Genomic DNA, 16,247 nt, shown 5'->3' with positions numbered 1-16,247 from the left:
ATGTCTCCTTTGCTTGCGGTTGCGCCACCATTCTTGGCGCGCAGGCTGCGGGGAACAATTCGTTTTTGGCGGACACGAGCCTTCGCGCCGCGCGAAGGCCCGGGCTCAGTCGGGCCGGCCCAGATGTTCCAGCACCGAGCGCGCTGCGGCGGTCAGGTCTTGCTGCCGCCGCACGCACAGCAGGTGGCGGCGCACCGCCCACGGCGCATCGAGCTTCAGGCAGCGCAGCTTCAATATCTGCAGCTGCGGCAGGATGGCCGCGTAGGGCAGCACGCCGATGCCCACGCCCTGCTCCACCATGCGGCACACCATGTCGAAGCTGCCCACCTGCATGCGCACCTTGAGCGGCAGCTGCGCCTCCAGCGCCGCGTTCAGCAGCACGCGGTGCAGCGCCGTGCCTTCGCGCACCACGATATGGTCGTGCCGCAGCACTTCCTCCACGCCGATGCGCTTGCGCCTGGCCAGCGGATGGTCGCGCGCCACCACCACGGCCAGTTCATCGCTGCGGTAGGGCAGGCATTCGAGCATGTCGGCTGGCGTGTTGCCCTCGATCACGCCGATGTCCGCCAGGCCGGCCTGCACGGCTTTCACCACCTCGGTGCTGGCGCGCTCCTGCAGGTCGATCTTGAGCACGGGATGCAGCCGCAGGAAGGAGCCGATCTGCGCGGGCAGGAACTGCGCAATGGTGGACGCGTTGGCCGTGATGCTGACCACGCCCGCCACGCCGTTCTGGAAGTCGTCGAGCTCCGCGCCCAGCCGGTCCATGGCCGAGAGCACGGCACGCGCATGCAGCAGCAGACCGTGGCCGGCTGAAGTGAGCGTGACGCCGCGCGCATGGCGCACCAGCAGGGGCAGCCGTGCGCGGGCCTCGAGATCGGAGATGCGCTTGCTCGCGGCTGCCAGCGCAATATGGCAGCGCTTGGCCCCTTCACTGATGCTGCCGTGATCGGCCACGGCCACGAACAGGCGCAGCGACTTCAGATCGGCGGACATGGCTGCACGTCTTTTTTTCAGGCCACGGCGAGGTGATCGAACAGCTCGCGCGCCGAAGCCGGCAGCTGCTCGCGGTCGCGCGCGATCAGCTTGAGTTCTCGCTCCGCCCATTCATCGCTGAGTGCCACCGTCGAGATCCGCATTGCCATCGACAGCCGCTGCGCCGACGAGGCCGGCAGCACGCCGACGCCCACGCCCGCTTCGATCATCAGGCAGATGGCCTCGAAGCTGCTGACCTGGATGCGCGGATTGAAGCCGCGGCCGGCCAGCTCGGCGCGGCGCTGCAAAAAGCGGTGAATGGCACTGCCGTGGTGCAGGCCCACATGCTGCTCGTCGAGCGTGTCGGCGAAGGCTACCGAAGGCGCCCCCGCCAGGTGATGCGTCTTGGGCACCACCAGCACGAGCTGGTTGCGGCCGAAGGGGCGCGCGTCGAATTCGCCGGTGTGCACGTCGCCGGCCAGGATGCCGATGTCGGCCTCGCCGTCGGCCACGGCGCGAACGATCTCCTCGCTCAGGTATTCGCGCAGGTCCACCTGCACGGCCGGATGCTGCGTGAGAAAACCCGCGAGCTTCTGCGGCAGGTATTCGGTGATCGAGGTGGTGTTGGCGAACACGCGCACGTGGCCCTTGATGCCCTTGCCGAAGTCCTGCATGTCGCAGCGCAGATGCTCCATCTGCTGCATCACGCGCTTGGCGTGATAGAGCACCGCCTGCCCCGCGGCCGTGAGGCTCACGCCCTGCGCGCTGCGGTGCAGCAGCTTGCCGCCCACGGCCTCTTCCATCTGCTTGATGCGCGTGGAAGCGGCCGCCAGCGAGATGCAGGCTTTCTCGGCGCCGCGCGTGAGGCTGCGCGCGTCCGCCACGTAGACGAACAGTTTCAGGTCGAACAGGTCGAAATGCAGGTTCACCGGACAAGCACGCCAGAAAGGAAAGAAGCCTGCATTGTCCGGCGAATGGCGCTGCGCGCGCCCTTCTCGGGGTTTGACCTCAGACCGGGTCCCAGCTGAACACGTCCGCCGAGCGGTCCAGCGGATAGAAGCTCGCGCGCATGGCGGGCATGGCGTGCTCGGCAATGCTCTGCGGTGTCCAGCCCTCGGAGCGGTGAATGGAGCGCACCGGCCGCGGCTGGCTGATGAGCGAAATTTCGTTGTTGCGCACCGAGAAGATCTGGCCGTTGACCGCGTCGGCCGCTTCGCTCGCAAGGTACACCGCGAGCGGCGCGACCTTGGCGGGCGTCATCTGCTTGATCTTGTCGACGCGGGCGCGCTGCTCGTCGGTGTCGGTGGGAATGGCGCCGATCATGCGGCTCCACGCGAAGGGCGCAATGCAGTTGGAGCGCACGTTGAACTTGAGCATGTCGAGCGCAATCGACTTGGACAGCGCCGCGATGCCGAGCTTGGCCGCCGCGTAATTGGCCTGGCCGTAATTGCCGATGAGGCCCGAGGTCGAGGTCATGTGCACCATGGCGCCGGAGTTCTGTTCCTTGAAGTGCGTGGCCGCCGCGCGGCTCACGTAGTAGGCGCCGTAGAGGTGCACCTTGATCACGGCGTCCCATTCGTCGACCGACATCTTGTGGAAGAAGCGGTCGCGCAGGATGCCGGCGTTGTTGACCACGGCGTCGATGCGGCCGAAGCTCTCGACCGCGCATTCGACGATGCGCGCCGCACTGGCCGCTTCGGCCACGCTGTCGGTGTTGGGCACGGCTTGGCCACCGGCGGCACGAATCTCGTCGACCACCTGCTGCGCGGGGCCGGCGTTGCCGCCCGCGCCGTCGAGTGCGGCGCCGATGTCGTTGACCACCACCTTGGCGCCGCTCTTCGCCATTGCCAGCGCGATGTCGCGGCCGATACCGCCGCCCGCGCCAGTAACAACGACCACTTTTCCTTCAACCATGTGTGCCTGCTCCGGAAATCCGCCCGCAGTTCACGGGCAGTTCCAGAATGCCACAGGGTCCGGCTGGCGAGTTCCGGATTTCCGAAGAGGGGCTTCGGCGGCACCCTCTTCGTTATTGCCGCGCGGTGCGGATGTTCGGCGGCAGCGCCTGCGGCCAACTGGTGCGGAACGGGTTGATGTCGAGCCCGCCGCGCCGCGTGTAGCGCGCATACACCGCAAGCTTGTTCGGTTTGCAGCGGTTCCAGATGTCCGTGAAGATGCGCTCGGCACACGGCTCGTGAAACTCGTGGTGGTTGCGAAAGCTCACGATGTACGCCAGCAGGCCGGCCTGGTCGATGGCAGGGCCGCTATAGCGGATCTGCACGCTGCCCCAGTCGGGCTGCCCGGTGACGAGGCAATTGCTCTTGAGCAGGCGGCTGGTGAGCGTTTCGTTGACGGGCGGCTGGGTGGCGTCGCTCGACAGCAGCTCGGGCGCGGGCTGGTAGTGGGTGCACTCGATGTCGAGCCGATCAAGGTCGAGCCCGTCGAGTTCATGCACGGGCTCGCGGTCGAACATGTCCGGCGCGAGCAGCTTCACGCCAATGCCGGCGGAGTGGTCGCCGCCGCGCCAGAGCGCCTCGGTCAGGTCGGCGCGCATGCGATCGCGCACGGCATCGATGCTCGCGAAAGCGGTGCTGTTGAAGCTGTTGAGATACAGCTTGAACGACTTGCTCTCGATGATGTTGGGCGTTTCACAGGGAATGGTGAAGTGCGCGATGGCCAGTTGCGGCTTGCCGCGCAGGTTGAGCCAGCTCACTTCGAAGGCGGTCCAGAGGTCGGCGCCGAAGAAAGGCAGCGCACCGGCGGCAATGCCCATGGCTTCACGCTGTGTGGCGCGCGCAATCGGAAAGAGCAGCGAGGCGTCGTACTTGTCGGCGTAGTCCGAGGCGCGGCCCAGTTGCGACTGCTCGGGCGTGTTCGAATTTGGGTTCGGGTTGGGGGGAATGTTGTCCAGGCTCATGGCTTGTGGTGTTCTTCGGCCGCGTGCAGGAACGGGGCGATGTGATTGACGAGGATGGCGCACACCTCGGGCGGCAGGTCGTGGCCCATGCCGGGAATGCTGATGAATTTCGAGCCGGGAATGCGCTTGGCGGTGTCCTGCCCGCAGACCATCGGCACCAGCGCATCGGCCTCGCCATGCAGCACGAGCGTCGGGCATTTGATGCGCGGCAGCACCTCGGGCCGGCGCGAGTCGGCGCCGATGGCGAGCATCTGGCGGAACATGCCGGCCGGACGGTAGGCGCGGCGCATGCTGAAGGTGAGGCGCTCGGCCAGCTCTTCGGTGCTTTGCGGATAGGCGGGGCTCTGGATGAGCCTGAGCAGCTTGATGCTGTGCGCCACCAGTTCAGCCTCTCCGCCGCCCAGCGGACGGCGCAGCAGCATGGCGGCCACGTCGCTCCGGGGGCCGGGCAGGCCGCGCGCACCGCTCGAACTCATGATGCTCACGAGGCTGGCCACGCGGTCGGGTGCGTCGGCGGCCAGGTGCTGCGCAATCATGCCGCCCATCGAGGCGCCGATGACGTGCGCATGCTTGATGCCCAGTGCGTCGAGCACGCCGAGCGAATCGCGCGCCATGTCTTGCAGGGTGTAGGCCGAGCGCACCTGCAGGCCCAGGCGCTGGCGAATGCTTTCCCACACGATGTTGCCGGTCCCCGCATGATCGAAGCCCTGGCTCAGGCCGATGTCGCGGTTGTCGTGGCGCACCACGCGAAAGCCCGCATCGACCAGCGCCTGCACAAAAGGCTGCGGCCAACCGACGAGCTGCATGCCCAGACCCATGATGAGCAAGGCGACCGGGCGCCCTTCGCCGCCGGTGTCTTCGACCTCGATCTGCAATCCGTTGGCTTGGAGCTTCATGGGTTCGTTCTATTTGAATTCGCGTTCGCGCAGCCACTTGGTGGCCACCCACTTCTCGCCCGCGAGCACCGGTGCGCCGCCGTGCAGCGTGCGGGTGGCGGGGTCGGGTTCTTCGTAGCTGAAGAACACGCCGGTGCCGCGCACGGGCGCCACTTCCAGGCCGACGTCCGGGAAGGTGGTGGCGCCGCCCTGCTCGGGCTCCTGCAGGTACATCACCAGCGTGGCCACGCGCTGGCCGCCGCGCTTGAGGATGGTCGGCGTGCCCGGCTCGCCGGGGTCGAAGTAGTCGTAGTGCGGGCGGTACTGGGCGCCGGGCGCGTAGCGCAGGATCTGCAGGCCTTCACCGAACTCCACCGGCCAGCGAAGCAGCGCGGCAATGCGCTGCTCGAGGCGGGCGACGATTTCGTTTTCACCGCGTTCGAAGAACATGCCGTCGCTGGTGCGGTCGACATTCAGCACCTCGCCGCCGGTGCGGGTTTCGACCGTGAGCGATCGCGCAAGGCGCACGCGCGCGGCGGCAATCAGGCCTTCGCACTCTTCAGGGGACAAGAGGTTGCCGAAGACGACGACACGCGGATGCTGCATGGTGTGCAGCACCTGGACGCGGCGGTCGCCGGCATCGATATAGAGCGGCGCGCCTTCCAGGTTGGGGCCGGGCATGTCGGTGCGGCGTGGCTTGGAAACCTCCACATGTGGGAACCCAGCCTCGAGCTGCGCCAGCGCGAGGTCGGTGGCGGCGTCCTGCCAGCCGGCCGCACGCATCGAGGCGCGCAGCGCGGGCACCGAATGCCCCGCCGCGAGCTGCGACACCAGCCATTCCTTCAACTCGGGACTGATCGCCTGTGACATATCAAGTCTTCCTTCTGAACACCAGCTTTTCGGCCGTCGATACCTCGGCGTCGAAACCATAACCCTCGAGATCGAACTTTTCCAGCGCCTTGGGCGTCGCGGCCTTGTGCAGCACCGCCCAGCGCGCGAGCAGGCCGCGGGCGCGCTTGGCATAGAAGCTCACGATCTTGTACCTGTCGCCCTTCCACTCCTCGAACACGCATTCGACCACGCGCGCCTTGAGCGCCTTCTTGTCGATCGACTTGAAGTATTCCTGCGACGCGACATTCACGACCACGGGCGTGCGGTCCGCCGCCAGGCGCTGGTTGAGGTGCTCCGCGATGCGCGAGCCCCAGAAGGCATACAAGTCCTTGCCATGCCGATTGGCAAGCGGCGTGCCCATCTCCAGGCGATACGGCTGCAGCAGGTCGAGCGGGCGCAACAGGCCGTAGAGGCCGCTCAGGATGCAGACGCGCTCCTGCGCCCAGGCCAGCTGCGCGGGGGTCAGCGAGCGGGCATCGAGGCCGCCGTACACGTCGCCGTCGAACGCGAAGGCCGCCTGGCGGGCGTTCTTCGGCGTGCTTTTGCCGGCCCAGGCGTGGTAGCGGGCCACGTTGAGGGTGGAGAGCTTGTCCGACAGGTGCATGAGCTCCGAGATCTGCTGCGGCGACTTCTCGCGCAGCAGCTTGATCAGTTCGGCCGAAGGGCCGCGCGGGGCCTCGAAATGGGGTTTGGTGGCCGGGATTTCATCGGGAACGGGCGTGTCGTAGTCGAGCGACTTCGCAGGGGAGAGCAGAAACAGCATTCGCGGAATTATCGGGCGCGCCGATGACGGGATACCTCCCCGGTAAAATCAGCACCATTCCCACCCTGTGACCGACGGCACCCGCGGGTGCCGTTTTGCATTCTCCCCATGAGCGAATCCACCACTCCCACCGCCCAACCTGGACTGGACAGCCTGTCCAAATCGTTCGAACCCGCCGCCATCGAGGCGCACTGGGGCCCGGAGTGGGAAAAACGCGGCTATGCCAAGGCAGGCTTCCGCGGCACCCAGCAGCCCAAGGAAGGCGCCGATTCCTTCGCCATTCAGCTGCCGCCGCCCAACGTGACGGGCACGCTGCACATGGGGCATGCGTTCAACCAGACCATCATGGACAGCCTCACGCGCTACCACCGCATGAAGGGCGACAACACGCTGTGGGTGCCGGGCACCGACCATGCGGGCATTGCAACGCAGATCGTGGTGGAGCGGCAGCTGCAGGAACAGAAGATCAGCCGCCACGACATGGGCCCCACGCCCGCCGAGGCGCGCAAGAACTTCGTTGCCAAGGTGTGGGAGTGGAAGGAAAAGAGCGGCAACACCATTACGGGCCAGATGCGCCGCATGGGCGACACGGTCGACTGGAGCCGCGAATACTTCACGATGGACGACGACCTGTCGAAGGTGGTCACGCAAACCTTCGTCTCGCTGTATGAAGAAGGCCTGATCTACCGCGGCAAGCGCCTGGGCAACTGGGACCCGGTGCTCAAGACGTCGGTGAGCGATCTCGAAGTCGAAAGCGAAGAGGAAGACGGCTCGCTCTGGCACATCGCCTATCCGCTCGAGGATGGCAGCGGCACGCTCACTGTGGCCACCACCCGCCCTGAAACCATGCTCGGCGACACGGCGGTGATGGTTCACCCCGCAGACGAGCGCTACAAGCACCTGATCGGCCAGCGCGTGAAGCTGCCGCTGGTGGACCGCCTGATCCCCATCATTGCCGACGACTATGTCGACAAGGAATTCGGCACCGGAGTGGTCAAGGTGACGCCCGCGCACGACTACAACGACTACGCGGTCGGCCAGCGGCACAAGCTCGAGCTGATCGGCATCCTAACGCTCGACGCGACCATCAACGACAACGCGCCCGAGAAGTACCGCGGCATGGACCGCTTCGTGGCGCGCAAGGCCGTCGTGGCCGACCTCGAGGCGCTCGGTCTCATGGTCGAGGTGAAGAAGCACAAGCTGATGGTGCCGCGCTGCGCACGCTCGGGCGCCATTGTCGAGCCGATGCTCACCGACCAGTGGTACGTGGCCATGACGCGGCCTGGCGCCGACGGCCAGTCGATCGCGCAGAAGGCCATCGACGTGGTGAAGACCGGCGAGGTGCGCTTCGTGCCCGAGAACTGGGTCAACACCTACAACCACTGGATGGAGAACATCCAGGACTGGACCATCTCGCGCCAGCTCTGGTGGGGCCACCAGATCCCGGCCTGGTACGACGACGAAGGCAATGTGTACGTGGCGCACGACGAGGCGGAGGCCGAGGCCAAGGCGCCGGGCAAGAAGCTGCGCCGCGACGAAGACGTGCTCGACACCTGGTATTCGTCGGCGCTGGTGCCCTTCTCTTCGCTTGGCTGGCCAGAGAAGACCAAAGACCTGGAGCTGTACCTGCCCTCGAGCGTGCTGGTGACGGGCTACGACATCATCTTCTTCTGGGTCGCCCGGATGATCATGATGACCAAGCACTTCACCGGCAAGGTGCCGTTCAGGGACGTGTACATCCACGGCCTGGTGCGCGATGCGCAGGGCAAGAAGATGAGCAAGTCCGAGGGCAACGTGCTCGACCCGGTGGACCTGATCGACGGCATTGCGCTGCCCGAGCTGCTCGACAAGCGCACGCAGGGCTTGCGCAAGCCCGAGACCGCACCCGCAGTGCGCAAGAACACGCAAAAAGAATTTCCGGACGGCATTCCGGCCTTCGGCGCCGATGCGCTGCGCTTCACCTTTGCATCGCTCGCATCGCTGGGCCGCAGCATCAACTTCGACAGCAAGCGCTGCGAGGGCTATCGCAACTTCTGCAACAAGCTCTGGAACGCCACGCGCTTCGTGCTGATGAACTGCGAGGGCCAGGATTGCGGCCTGCGCGAGCACACCAAGGAAGAGTGCGCGGTCGGCGGCCCGGCCCACGGCTACCTGAAATTCAGCCGCGCCGATTTCTGGATCGCGTCGCAGTTGCAGCGCGTCGAGGCCGAGGTGGCCAAGGGCTTCGAGGAATACCGTCTCGACAACGTGGCCAACGCCATCTACCAGTTTGCATGGGACGAGTTCTGCGACTGGTACCTGGAAATTGCCAAGGTGCAGATTCAGACCGGCGACGATTCGCAAAAACGCGCCACGCGCCGCACGCTGATCCGCACGCTCGAAGCGCTGCTGCGGCTTGCACATCCGGTGATTCCATTCATCACCGAAGAGCTTTGGCAGAAAGTGGCGCCCGTCGCTGGGCGCGAAGGCGAATCGATCATGGTGGCGGCCTATCCGAAGAGCCAGCCGGAAAAGATCGACGAAGCGGCCGAAGCGCATGTGGCACGGCTGAAGGCGCTGGTCGACGCCTGCCGCACCTTGCGCGGCGAAATGAACGTGTCGCCTGCGGTGCGCCTGCCGCTCTACGCGGTGGCCGACGATGCCGAAGGCGCGGCGTTCCTGCGCGACTCAGCGCCGGTGCTGCAGGCCCTGGCCAAGCTCAAGGAGGTGAAGGTCTTCGACGACGAGGCTTCGTGGTCTGCGGCGGCTGAAGCAGCGCCCGTGGCCGTGGTCGGCTCGGCACGCCTGTGCCTGCACATGGAAATCGACAAAGCGGCCGAACGTGCCCGCATCGGCAAGGAAATTGCTCGCATCGAGGGCGAGATCCTCAAAGTGAACAGCAAGCTGGGAAATGAGGCCTTTGTAGCTAAGGCACCTCCCACCGTGATCGAGCAGGAGCGCAAGCGCCTGACCGATTTCAGCACCACGATGGAGCGCCTGCGGGACCAGCTTGTGCGCCTCGGCTGACACACTTGGGTCGGGTCAGGGTTTAGCATGGCAACGGCGGCTTTTGCGCCGCCGTTGACTGTAAGACCTTATTCTTCAACCGAACGAACCGACGCCCAATTTGTCCATGCCCACTCCCTCGACACGCATCCGCAAGGCCGTATTTCCTGTTGCAGGTTTCGGCACCCGCTTTCTGCCCGCCACCAAGGCGCAGCCAAAGGAAATGCTGCCGGTTGTCGACAAGCCACTCATCCAATACGCGGTTGAGGAAGCCTACGCGGCGGGCATTCGCGACATGATTTTCGTAACTGGCCGAAACAAACGTGCCATCGAAGACCACTACGACACCGCCTACGAGCTCGAGAGCCAACTCGAAGCCAGCGGCAAGCACGCATTGCTCGACATTGCGCGCTCGGTGATGCCCGACGACATGACCTGCTCCTACGTGCGCCAACCGCGCATGCTGGGCCTTGGCCATGCGGTGCTGTGCGCCGAACATCTGGTCGGCAACGAACCTTTTGCCGTGCTGCTGGCCGACGACTTGATGGTCGGCCCGGTGGGTGGCGCACCGGTGCTCGCGCAGATGACGGCTGCCTTCGGCAAGCTGGGCGCCTCGGTGCTTGCGGTGCAGGAAGTGCCGCTCGAGCACGTGAAGCGCTACGGCATCGTGGCCGGCGAATCCATCGGTGACGATCTCGTGAAGGTCGACCGCATGATCGAGAAGCCATCGCCGGACAAGGCACCATCGCGCCTCGGCGTGGCGGGCCGCTACATCCTCACGCCCGGCGTGTTCGATGAAATCCGCAACCAACCCAAGGGCGCGGGCGGCGAGATCCAGCTCACGGACGGCATTGCGTCGCTGATGAAGAAGGAATCGGTCTATGCCTATGCCTACAAGGGCATCCGCTACGACTGCGGCAGCAAGGAAGGCTTTCTGCAGGCCTCCGTGGAGCTTGCACTGGCGCACCCCGAAGTGGGCGCACAGTTCCGCGAATACTTGAAGAGCCTGGAGCTCTGAAAGAAAGAAAAAGAAAAGGGGCCCTGCGGGGCCCTTTTCTTTTTGCCGGCCAGTTTTGCTGCTGCTCAGCGCCTCTTCAGCACGTGGATGAAGTCGCTGCCGACGGTCTGCTGCTCGACCAGTTCGTTGCCGGTCTGGCGCGAGAAGGCCTGAAAGTCGCGCAGCGAGCCCGGGTCGGTCGACACCACCTTCAGCAGCTGGCCGCTGGCCATGTCGTTCAGCGATTTCTTCGCCTTGAGAATGGGCAGCGGGCAGTTCAGGCCCCGCGTGTCGAGTTCGCGATCAATTTGCATGCTTCGGCTCCTCGGGCGGCAAGTTCAGGCCGCGCCGCCGCTCTTCGTTTTCCGCCGCTGTAAAGAACACCGGCTCGTGTCCCCGCGTGCGCAGCCAGTCGGCCAGCGCGTAGCCGGTGCCGGCGGGCCAGCACTTGAGATCGGGCAGGTCGTAGAGGCGGTAGTCCAGCAGCTCGGGCGAGAGCTTCACCTCGCCGTCGGCCACCACGTGGTACGCGATGATGATCTGGTTCATGCGCTGGAAGTCGTAGGCGCCGACGAGCTTGGTCGCGCTCACGTCGAGGTTGGTTTCTTCCTTCACCTCGCGCGCAATGCCTTCTTCAGGCGTTTCGCCGGCTTCCATGAAGCCGGTGATCAGCGCATACATCTTCACCGGCCAGGCGGCGTTTCGCGCCAGCAGCACCTGGCCGCGGTATTCGACGATGGCCGCGAGCACGGGCGTGGGGTTGTTCCAGTGGGTGTGGCCGCAGTTGGGGCAGCGCAGGCGCTCCTTGGCGCCGCCGTCCTCCATCAGCGCGATCCATTCGAGCGGCGTGGCGCAGGCCTGGCAGAACTTGGGATGGGGCATGGGCTTCTGTCAGGCGGGGAACACGCCGGTCGAAAGATAACGGTCGCCGCGGTCGCACACGACGAACACGATGGTGGCGTTTTCGACCGTCTTTGCAACCTCGAGCGCCACCCACAGCGCACCGGCCGCGGAAATGCCACCGAAGATGCCCTCTTCGCGCGCGAGGCGCCGGCACATTTCTTCGGCGTTGTCCTGGCTCACGCTGATTTCTTCATCGACCCGGCTCGCGTCGTAGATCTTGGGCAGGTATTCTGCCGGCCATTTGCGAATGCCCGGAATGCGCGAGCCCTCGGCCGGCTGCGCACCGATGATGCGCACCGCGGGGTTCTTTTCCTTGAGGAAGCGCGAGACGCCGGTGATGGTGCCGGTGGTGCCCATGGCGCTCACGAAATGCGTGATCTTGCCCTTGGTGTCGGCCCAGATTTCAGGGCCGGTGGTCTCGTAGTGGATGCGCGGGTTGTCAGGGTTGGCAAACTGGTCGAGCACCCGGCCCTTTCCCTGCGTCACCATCTGCTCGGCCAGGTCTCGCGCGTATTCCATGCCGCCGCTCTTGGGCGTGAGCACCAGCTCGGCGCCGAAGGCCTTCATGGTCTGAGCGCGTTCCACGGACAGGTCCTCCGGCATGATCAGCACCATGCGGTAGCCCTTGATGGCCGCAGCCATGGCCAGCGCAATGCCGGTGTTGCCCGAAGTGGCTTCGATCAGCGTGTCGCCAGGCTTGATTTCACCGCGCTCCTCGGCGCGCTTGATCATCGAAAGGGCGGGCCGGTCTTTGACCGAACCCGCGGGATTGTTGCCTTCCAGCTTGCCGAGGATCACGTTGCCGCGCTTGGCGTTTTCGGCGGCATCGATGCGTTGCAGTGCCACCAAGGGGGTCTTGCCGATGGCGTCTTCGATCGTCGGATAATTCATAAGTAATGAGCGTGGGGGCAAGTCATTTTCCCACTGTGCCATAATTTTGGGCTTCGTTCAGAACCCTGCCCGGGTGGTGAAATTGGTAGACGCAGGGGACTCAAAATCCCCCACCGAAAGGTGTGCCGGTTCGATTCCGGCCCCGGGCACCATATTTTCGACTGGCATTCAGGCCGCCTCGCGCAGCCCTGTATGCACCGTCGGATGCGCAAGCCGCACGCGCAGCTCGCGCTTGAGCCGCGTGTTGTCCAGCCTGCGCGATTCCCCCATGAAACTCAGCAATTGCAGCGGCAACTGGCGCTCGGCTTCGTCGCGGGCCACGCGCGGAGGGCGCGGCATGCCGTACATGTCCGCGGCCAGGTCGATGTAGTCGCCCATGCGCAGCTCGGTGTCGTCGGCGGCATGCACGATGCGCTGCGGCCGGCCACGGAACAGCGCCGCCACGCAGGCGCGCGCAAGATCGTCGGCATGAATGTGGCTGGTGAACACGTCGTCCTCGCGCCGCAGCACGGGCGTGCCACGCTGCAAGCGCTGGCGCGGTGTGCCGCCCTCCCGGTCGGGCGCATAGATGCCCGGAATGCGCAGGATGCTCGCGCGCACGCCCGCACTGCGGCCGAGCCAGCGCACGGCGCGCTCGGCGTCCACGCGGCGGTGGGCACGGGGTGTATCGGGTCGCACCGTGCGCGTTTCGCTCACGCGCGCACCGCCGCAGTCGCCGTAAACCCCGCTGGTGGAGCCATAGACGAACGCGAGCGGCGTGGAACGCAGCCGCAGTGCACGCGCCAGCGCGGTGGTGCGCTGGTCGCGCCACCAGGCGGCGCCGCCGTCGCGGGCCGGCGGCGCCAGGTGCAGCACGCGGGTGGCCACGCCGGCCAGCCGGCGAAGCGTGGCGGGATCGTCAAGATCGCCCACGAGCGGACGGATGCCGGCGGCCCGCAGCGCCTGCACCCGCTCAGCCGATGAAGTGAGCGCCACCAGCTGCATGCGGCCGCGCAGATCGCGGGCCACGCGCTGGCCGACGTCTCCGCAACCGACAATGAGCAGGCGCTCGCGGCGGAAGCGCGCCGGCAGCGCGCCGGAAGGGCTATTGATTGAAGGCAAAATCCGGTTTCCTTTCCCTTTTTTCTCTTTTCTGCCACAGGCTGAAACAAGCCGAAGAATACCGATGACTGTTGCAGCGCCGCATGACGCGGGCTTTTCCATCACCGTCGAGCCCAGCGGGCGTCATTTCGTGGTGCATGGCGACGAAACCATTCTCGCGGCCGGCATCCGGCAAGGCATCGGCCTTCCCTATGGCTGCAAGGACGGCGCCTGCGGCTCTTGCAAGTGCAAGAAGCTCTCAGGCGAGGTGGAGCTGGGGCCGCACCAGAGCAAGGCCCTGAGCGCCGAGGAGCAGCTGGCCGGCTTCGTGCTGACCTGCTGCGCCCATGCCAAGAGCGACGTGGTGCTCGAGTCGCGCCAGGTCACGGAAGCCGGTGCTTTTCCAATCCGCAAGATGCCCGTGCGGGTGCTGGCGCTCACGCGCCTGTCACACGACGTGATGAAGCTGCGCCTGCAGTTGCCGGCCGGCGAGCCGCTGCAGTTCCACGCGGGCCAGTACGTGGAATTCATCCTGCGCGACGGCGCGCGCCGCAGCTATTCGATGGCCAATGCGCCGCACACGCTGTCCGCCGGACCCGGCACAGGCATCGAACTGCACCTGCGGCATTTGCCGGGCGGCAAGTTCACCGATCACGTGTTCGGCGTGATGAAGGAAAAGGAGATCCTTCGCATCGAAGGCCCGTACGGCAGCTTTTTCCTGCGCGAAGACTCCAGCAAGCCGATGATCCTGCTGGCCTCCGGTACGGGCTTCGCGCCCATCAAGGCGCTTCTCGAACACATGAAGTTCAAGGGCATCGACCGGCCGGCCGCGCTCTACTGGGGCGGCCGCCGGCCCGAAGACCTGTACATGGACGACTGGGTGCGCGAGCAGTTGGCGGAAATGCCGAACCTGCGCTACGTGCCGGTCGTTTCCAACGCCACACCGGAAGACAACTGGACCGGCCGCACGGGCTTCGTCCATCGGGCAGTGCTGGAAGACTTTGCCGACCTTTCTGGCCATCAGGTGTACGCCTGCGGCGCGCCGATCGTGGTCGATTCGGCCAAGCACGACTACGTGGCGTTGGCCGGCCTTCCCGAAGAAGAATTCTTTGCCGACGCGTTCACCACCGAGGCCGACAAGGCGCTGCCCTGATCGGCCTGCCTCCCTTGGACAACACAGAAAAATGAAAACGAGACACTTCCTCATCACCCTCCTCGCAAGCGCCGCCGCACTGCTTGCCACCGGCCAGGCCGCAGCGCAGCAGCAGCGCCCGATCCGCCTTGTGGTGCCGTACGCCGCGGGCGGCCCGATCGACGTGACGGCCCGCATCCTGGCCGAGCGCGTGAAGGACACCCTGGGCACGGTCATCATCGACAACAAGCCGGGCGCGGGCGGCAACATCGGCGCCGACGCGGTGGCCAAGGCCGCGCCTGACGGGCTCACCATCGGCATTGCGGCCACGGCCACGCATGCGGTCAATCCGTGGCTCTACAGCAAGATTCCGTTCAACGCGGCCAGCGACTTCGCGCCCATCACGCAGATGGTGCGCGTACCCAATGTGCTGGTAATGAACGCGGAAACGGCGCAGCGCCTGAAGATCAACACCGTGGCCGACCTGATCCGCTACGCCAAGGCCAACCCGGCCAAGCTCAACTACGGCAGCGGCGGCAACGGTAGCGCCGGGCACCTCGCGGGCGAACTGTTCAAGAAGCAAGCCGGCATCTTCGCGCTGCACATTCCGTACAACGGCGGCAATCCGGCGCAACTGGCGCTGCTCTCGGGCCAGGTCGACTTCAATTTCGACAACCTTGCCACGGCGGCACCGAACATCCGCTCGGGCAAGCTCAAGGCCATTGCCGTGACCACCTTGCAGCGCAGCAGCGCCATGCCCGACGTGCCGCCTGTGGCCGACACGCTCAAGGGCTTTTCGATCGATACCTGGTGGGGGCTGGTCGCACCGGCCGGCACACCGCACGACGTGCTCGCAAAGCTCAACCAGGCCTTTGTGGCGGCGCTCAACGCACCGGAAACGAAGACCCGTTTTGCCACGCTGCTGGCCGAGCCGGTGGCGAGCTCGCCGGAGCAGTTCGGCGCGTTCATGAAGAGCGAGCTCTCCAAGTACGAAACCGTGGTGAAGACCACCGGCGCAAGGGTCGATTGACCCTCGTGGTTTGGTTTATTCGCCGAGGTAGGCGGCCCGCACGCGCGGGTCGCGCAGCAGTTCCTTGGCATCGCCGGTCATGGTGATGAGCCCCGACTCCATCACGTAGCCTCGGTCGGCCAGTTGCAGTGCGCGATTGGCGTTCTGCTCTACCAGCAGAATGGTCACGCCCTGCGCGGCCACGGTCTGCACCACCTCGAAGATCTTGTCGCACATGATGGGCGACAGGCCCATGGTCGGCTCGTCGAGCAGCAGCACCTTGGGGCGCGCCATGAGCGCGCGGCCCATGGCCAGCATCTGCTGTTCACCGCCCGACATGGTGCCCGCGAGCTGGTCCTTGCGCTCGCGCAGGCGCGGGAAGGTCACGAACACCCGCTCCATGTCGCTGGCGATCTCGGCCTTGTCCTTGCGGATGTAGGCGCCGATCTGCAGGTTCTCGGTGATCGTCATGCGCGTGAACACGCCGCGGCCTTCGGGCACCATGACGAGGCCCTCGCCCACCAGGTCCCACGCCCCGCGGCCCTTGATGTTGCGGCCCAGGAACTCGATGCTGCCGGCGCCCGCCGGCAGCGTGCCGGTGATCGCCTTCATGGTGGTGGTCTTGCCGGCGCCGTTGGAGCCGATGAGCGACACCAGTTCGCCTTCGTGGACCTCGAAGTCCACACCCTTCACGGCCTGGATGCCGCCGTAGCCGACCTTCAGGCCGCTGACCTTGAGCAGCGTCTTGCCTGGGGCATTGGCCGCAGTCTTCAGCAGGGTTGCAGTTGCCGTTGCTGTCGTTGTTTCTTCTGCGCTCGTCATCGTCGTCGTCGCC

At 65.8% G+C, this 16,247-nt stretch carries 16 protein-coding genes and 1 tRNA gene; 5 read left to right on the top strand and 12 right to left on the bottom strand.

Annotated elements, in window-relative coordinates; genetic code table 11:
- Positions 1–105 precede the first annotated feature (105 nt).
- The 7 genes from EJI00_RS01375 to yaaA form a co-directional block, all read right to left on the bottom strand.
- Positions 106–993 carry a LysR family transcriptional regulator gene (locus EJI00_RS01375; RefSeq protein WP_126745668.1) on the bottom strand — a complete coding sequence of 296 codons (888 nt, stop codon included), beginning with the start codon at positions 991–993 and terminating at the stop codon, positions 106–108.
- Positions 994–1,010: 17 nt separating this feature from the next.
- Complete coding sequence (locus EJI00_RS01370) at positions 1,011–1,901, bottom strand: LysR substrate-binding domain-containing protein (protein WP_126745667.1); 891 nt, start codon at positions 1,899–1,901, stop codon at positions 1,011–1,013.
- A gap of 79 nt (positions 1,902–1,980) precedes the next feature.
- Positions 1,981–2,886: an SDR family NAD(P)-dependent oxidoreductase gene (locus EJI00_RS01365; RefSeq protein WP_126745666.1), complete on the bottom strand. Its 906-nt coding sequence runs from the start codon at positions 2,884–2,886 to the stop codon at positions 1,981–1,983.
- 112 nt (positions 2,887–2,998) lie between these two features.
- Entirely contained in the window at positions 2,999–3,886 is an 888-nt protein-coding gene (gene queF, locus EJI00_RS01360; RefSeq protein ID WP_126745665.1) for an NADPH-dependent 7-cyano-7-deazaguanine reductase QueF, read from the bottom strand.
- The gene (locus EJI00_RS01355; RefSeq protein ID WP_126745664.1) at positions 3,883–4,782 is read right to left on the bottom strand and encodes an alpha/beta fold hydrolase; all 900 of its coding nucleotides are present in this window, start codon (positions 4,780–4,782) and stop codon (positions 3,883–3,885) included. The genes queF and EJI00_RS01355 overlap by 4 nt, the downstream gene beginning before the upstream one ends.
- A 9-nt stretch (positions 4,783–4,791) precedes the next feature.
- Positions 4,792–5,631: a 2OG-Fe(II) oxygenase gene (locus EJI00_RS01350; RefSeq protein WP_126745663.1), complete on the bottom strand. Its 840-nt coding sequence runs from the start codon at positions 5,629–5,631 to the stop codon at positions 4,792–4,794.
- 1 nt (position 5,632) lies between these two features.
- Positions 5,633–6,415, bottom strand: a complete 783-nt coding sequence (gene yaaA, locus EJI00_RS01345; RefSeq protein WP_126745662.1) for a peroxide stress protein YaaA — start codon at positions 6,413–6,415, stop codon at positions 5,633–5,635.
- Positions 6,416–6,523: 108 nt separating this feature from the next.
- Between yaaA and EJI00_RS01340 the strand changes: the two genes are divergently transcribed.
- The gene (locus tag EJI00_RS01340) at positions 6,524–9,421 is read left to right on the top strand and encodes a valine--tRNA ligase (protein WP_126745661.1); all 2,898 of its coding nucleotides are present in this window, start codon (positions 6,524–6,526) and stop codon (positions 9,419–9,421) included.
- Positions 9,422–9,527: 106 nt separating this feature from the next.
- A complete protein-coding gene (gene galU / locus EJI00_RS01335) occupies positions 9,528–10,418 on the top strand; it encodes a UTP--glucose-1-phosphate uridylyltransferase GalU (RefSeq protein WP_126745660.1) in 891 nt (296 codons plus the stop codon).
- 65 nt (positions 10,419–10,483) lie between these two features.
- On the opposite strand, the gene EJI00_RS01330 is transcribed toward galU, so the two are convergent.
- The 3 genes from EJI00_RS01330 to cysM are packed head-to-tail and all read right to left on the bottom strand — an operon-like array spanning position 10,484 to position 12,191.
- Positions 10,484–10,711, bottom strand: coding sequence for a sulfurtransferase TusA family protein (locus tag EJI00_RS01330; RefSeq protein WP_126745659.1), 228 nt, complete (start codon positions 10,709–10,711; stop codon positions 10,484–10,486).
- Positions 10,701–11,279, bottom strand: coding sequence for an NUDIX domain-containing protein (locus tag EJI00_RS01325; protein ID WP_126745658.1), 579 nt, complete (start codon positions 11,277–11,279; stop codon positions 10,701–10,703). Before EJI00_RS01325 ends, EJI00_RS01330 begins: the two co-directional genes overlap by 11 nt.
- 9 nt (positions 11,280–11,288) lie before the next feature.
- Positions 11,289–12,191: a cysteine synthase CysM gene (gene cysM / locus EJI00_RS01320; RefSeq protein WP_126745657.1), complete on the bottom strand. Its 903-nt coding sequence runs from the start codon at positions 12,189–12,191 to the stop codon at positions 11,289–11,291.
- A 67-nt stretch (positions 12,192–12,258) separates the two neighbouring features.
- On the opposite strand from cysM, the gene EJI00_RS01315 reads away from it, so the two are divergent.
- Positions 12,259–12,343: transfer RNA gene (locus EJI00_RS01315), tRNA-Leu, on the top strand.
- Between the two features lie 16 nt (positions 12,344–12,359).
- On the opposite strand, the gene EJI00_RS01310 is transcribed toward EJI00_RS01315, so the two are convergent.
- Positions 12,360–13,292, bottom strand: a complete 933-nt coding sequence (locus EJI00_RS01310) for an SDR family oxidoreductase (RefSeq protein ID WP_126745656.1) — start codon at positions 13,290–13,292, stop codon at positions 12,360–12,362.
- Between the two features lie 64 nt (positions 13,293–13,356).
- On the opposite strand from EJI00_RS01310, the gene EJI00_RS01305 reads away from it, so the two are divergent.
- Entirely contained in the window at positions 13,357–14,424 is a 1,068-nt protein-coding gene (locus tag EJI00_RS01305) for a CDP-6-deoxy-delta-3,4-glucoseen reductase (RefSeq protein ID WP_126745655.1), read from the top strand.
- Between the two features lie 31 nt (positions 14,425–14,455).
- Positions 14,456–15,433, top strand: a complete 978-nt coding sequence (locus EJI00_RS01300; protein WP_126745654.1) for a Bug family tripartite tricarboxylate transporter substrate binding protein — start codon at positions 14,456–14,458, stop codon at positions 15,431–15,433.
- A gap of 15 nt (positions 15,434–15,448) precedes the next feature.
- On the opposite strand, the gene EJI00_RS01295 is transcribed toward EJI00_RS01300, so the two are convergent.
- On the bottom strand, positions 15,449–16,234 hold the full coding sequence (locus EJI00_RS01295; protein WP_185868036.1) for an ABC transporter ATP-binding protein: 786 nt from the start codon (positions 16,232–16,234) through the stop codon (positions 15,449–15,451).
- Positions 16,235–16,247 lie beyond the last annotated feature (13 nt).

It is taken from the genome of Variovorax sp. DXTD-1, from assembly GCF_003984625.1.
Lineage (GTDB): Bacteria > Pseudomonadota > Gammaproteobacteria > Burkholderiales > Burkholderiaceae_C > Variovorax.
This window is presented reverse-complemented; position numbering and strand designations above follow the sequence as displayed.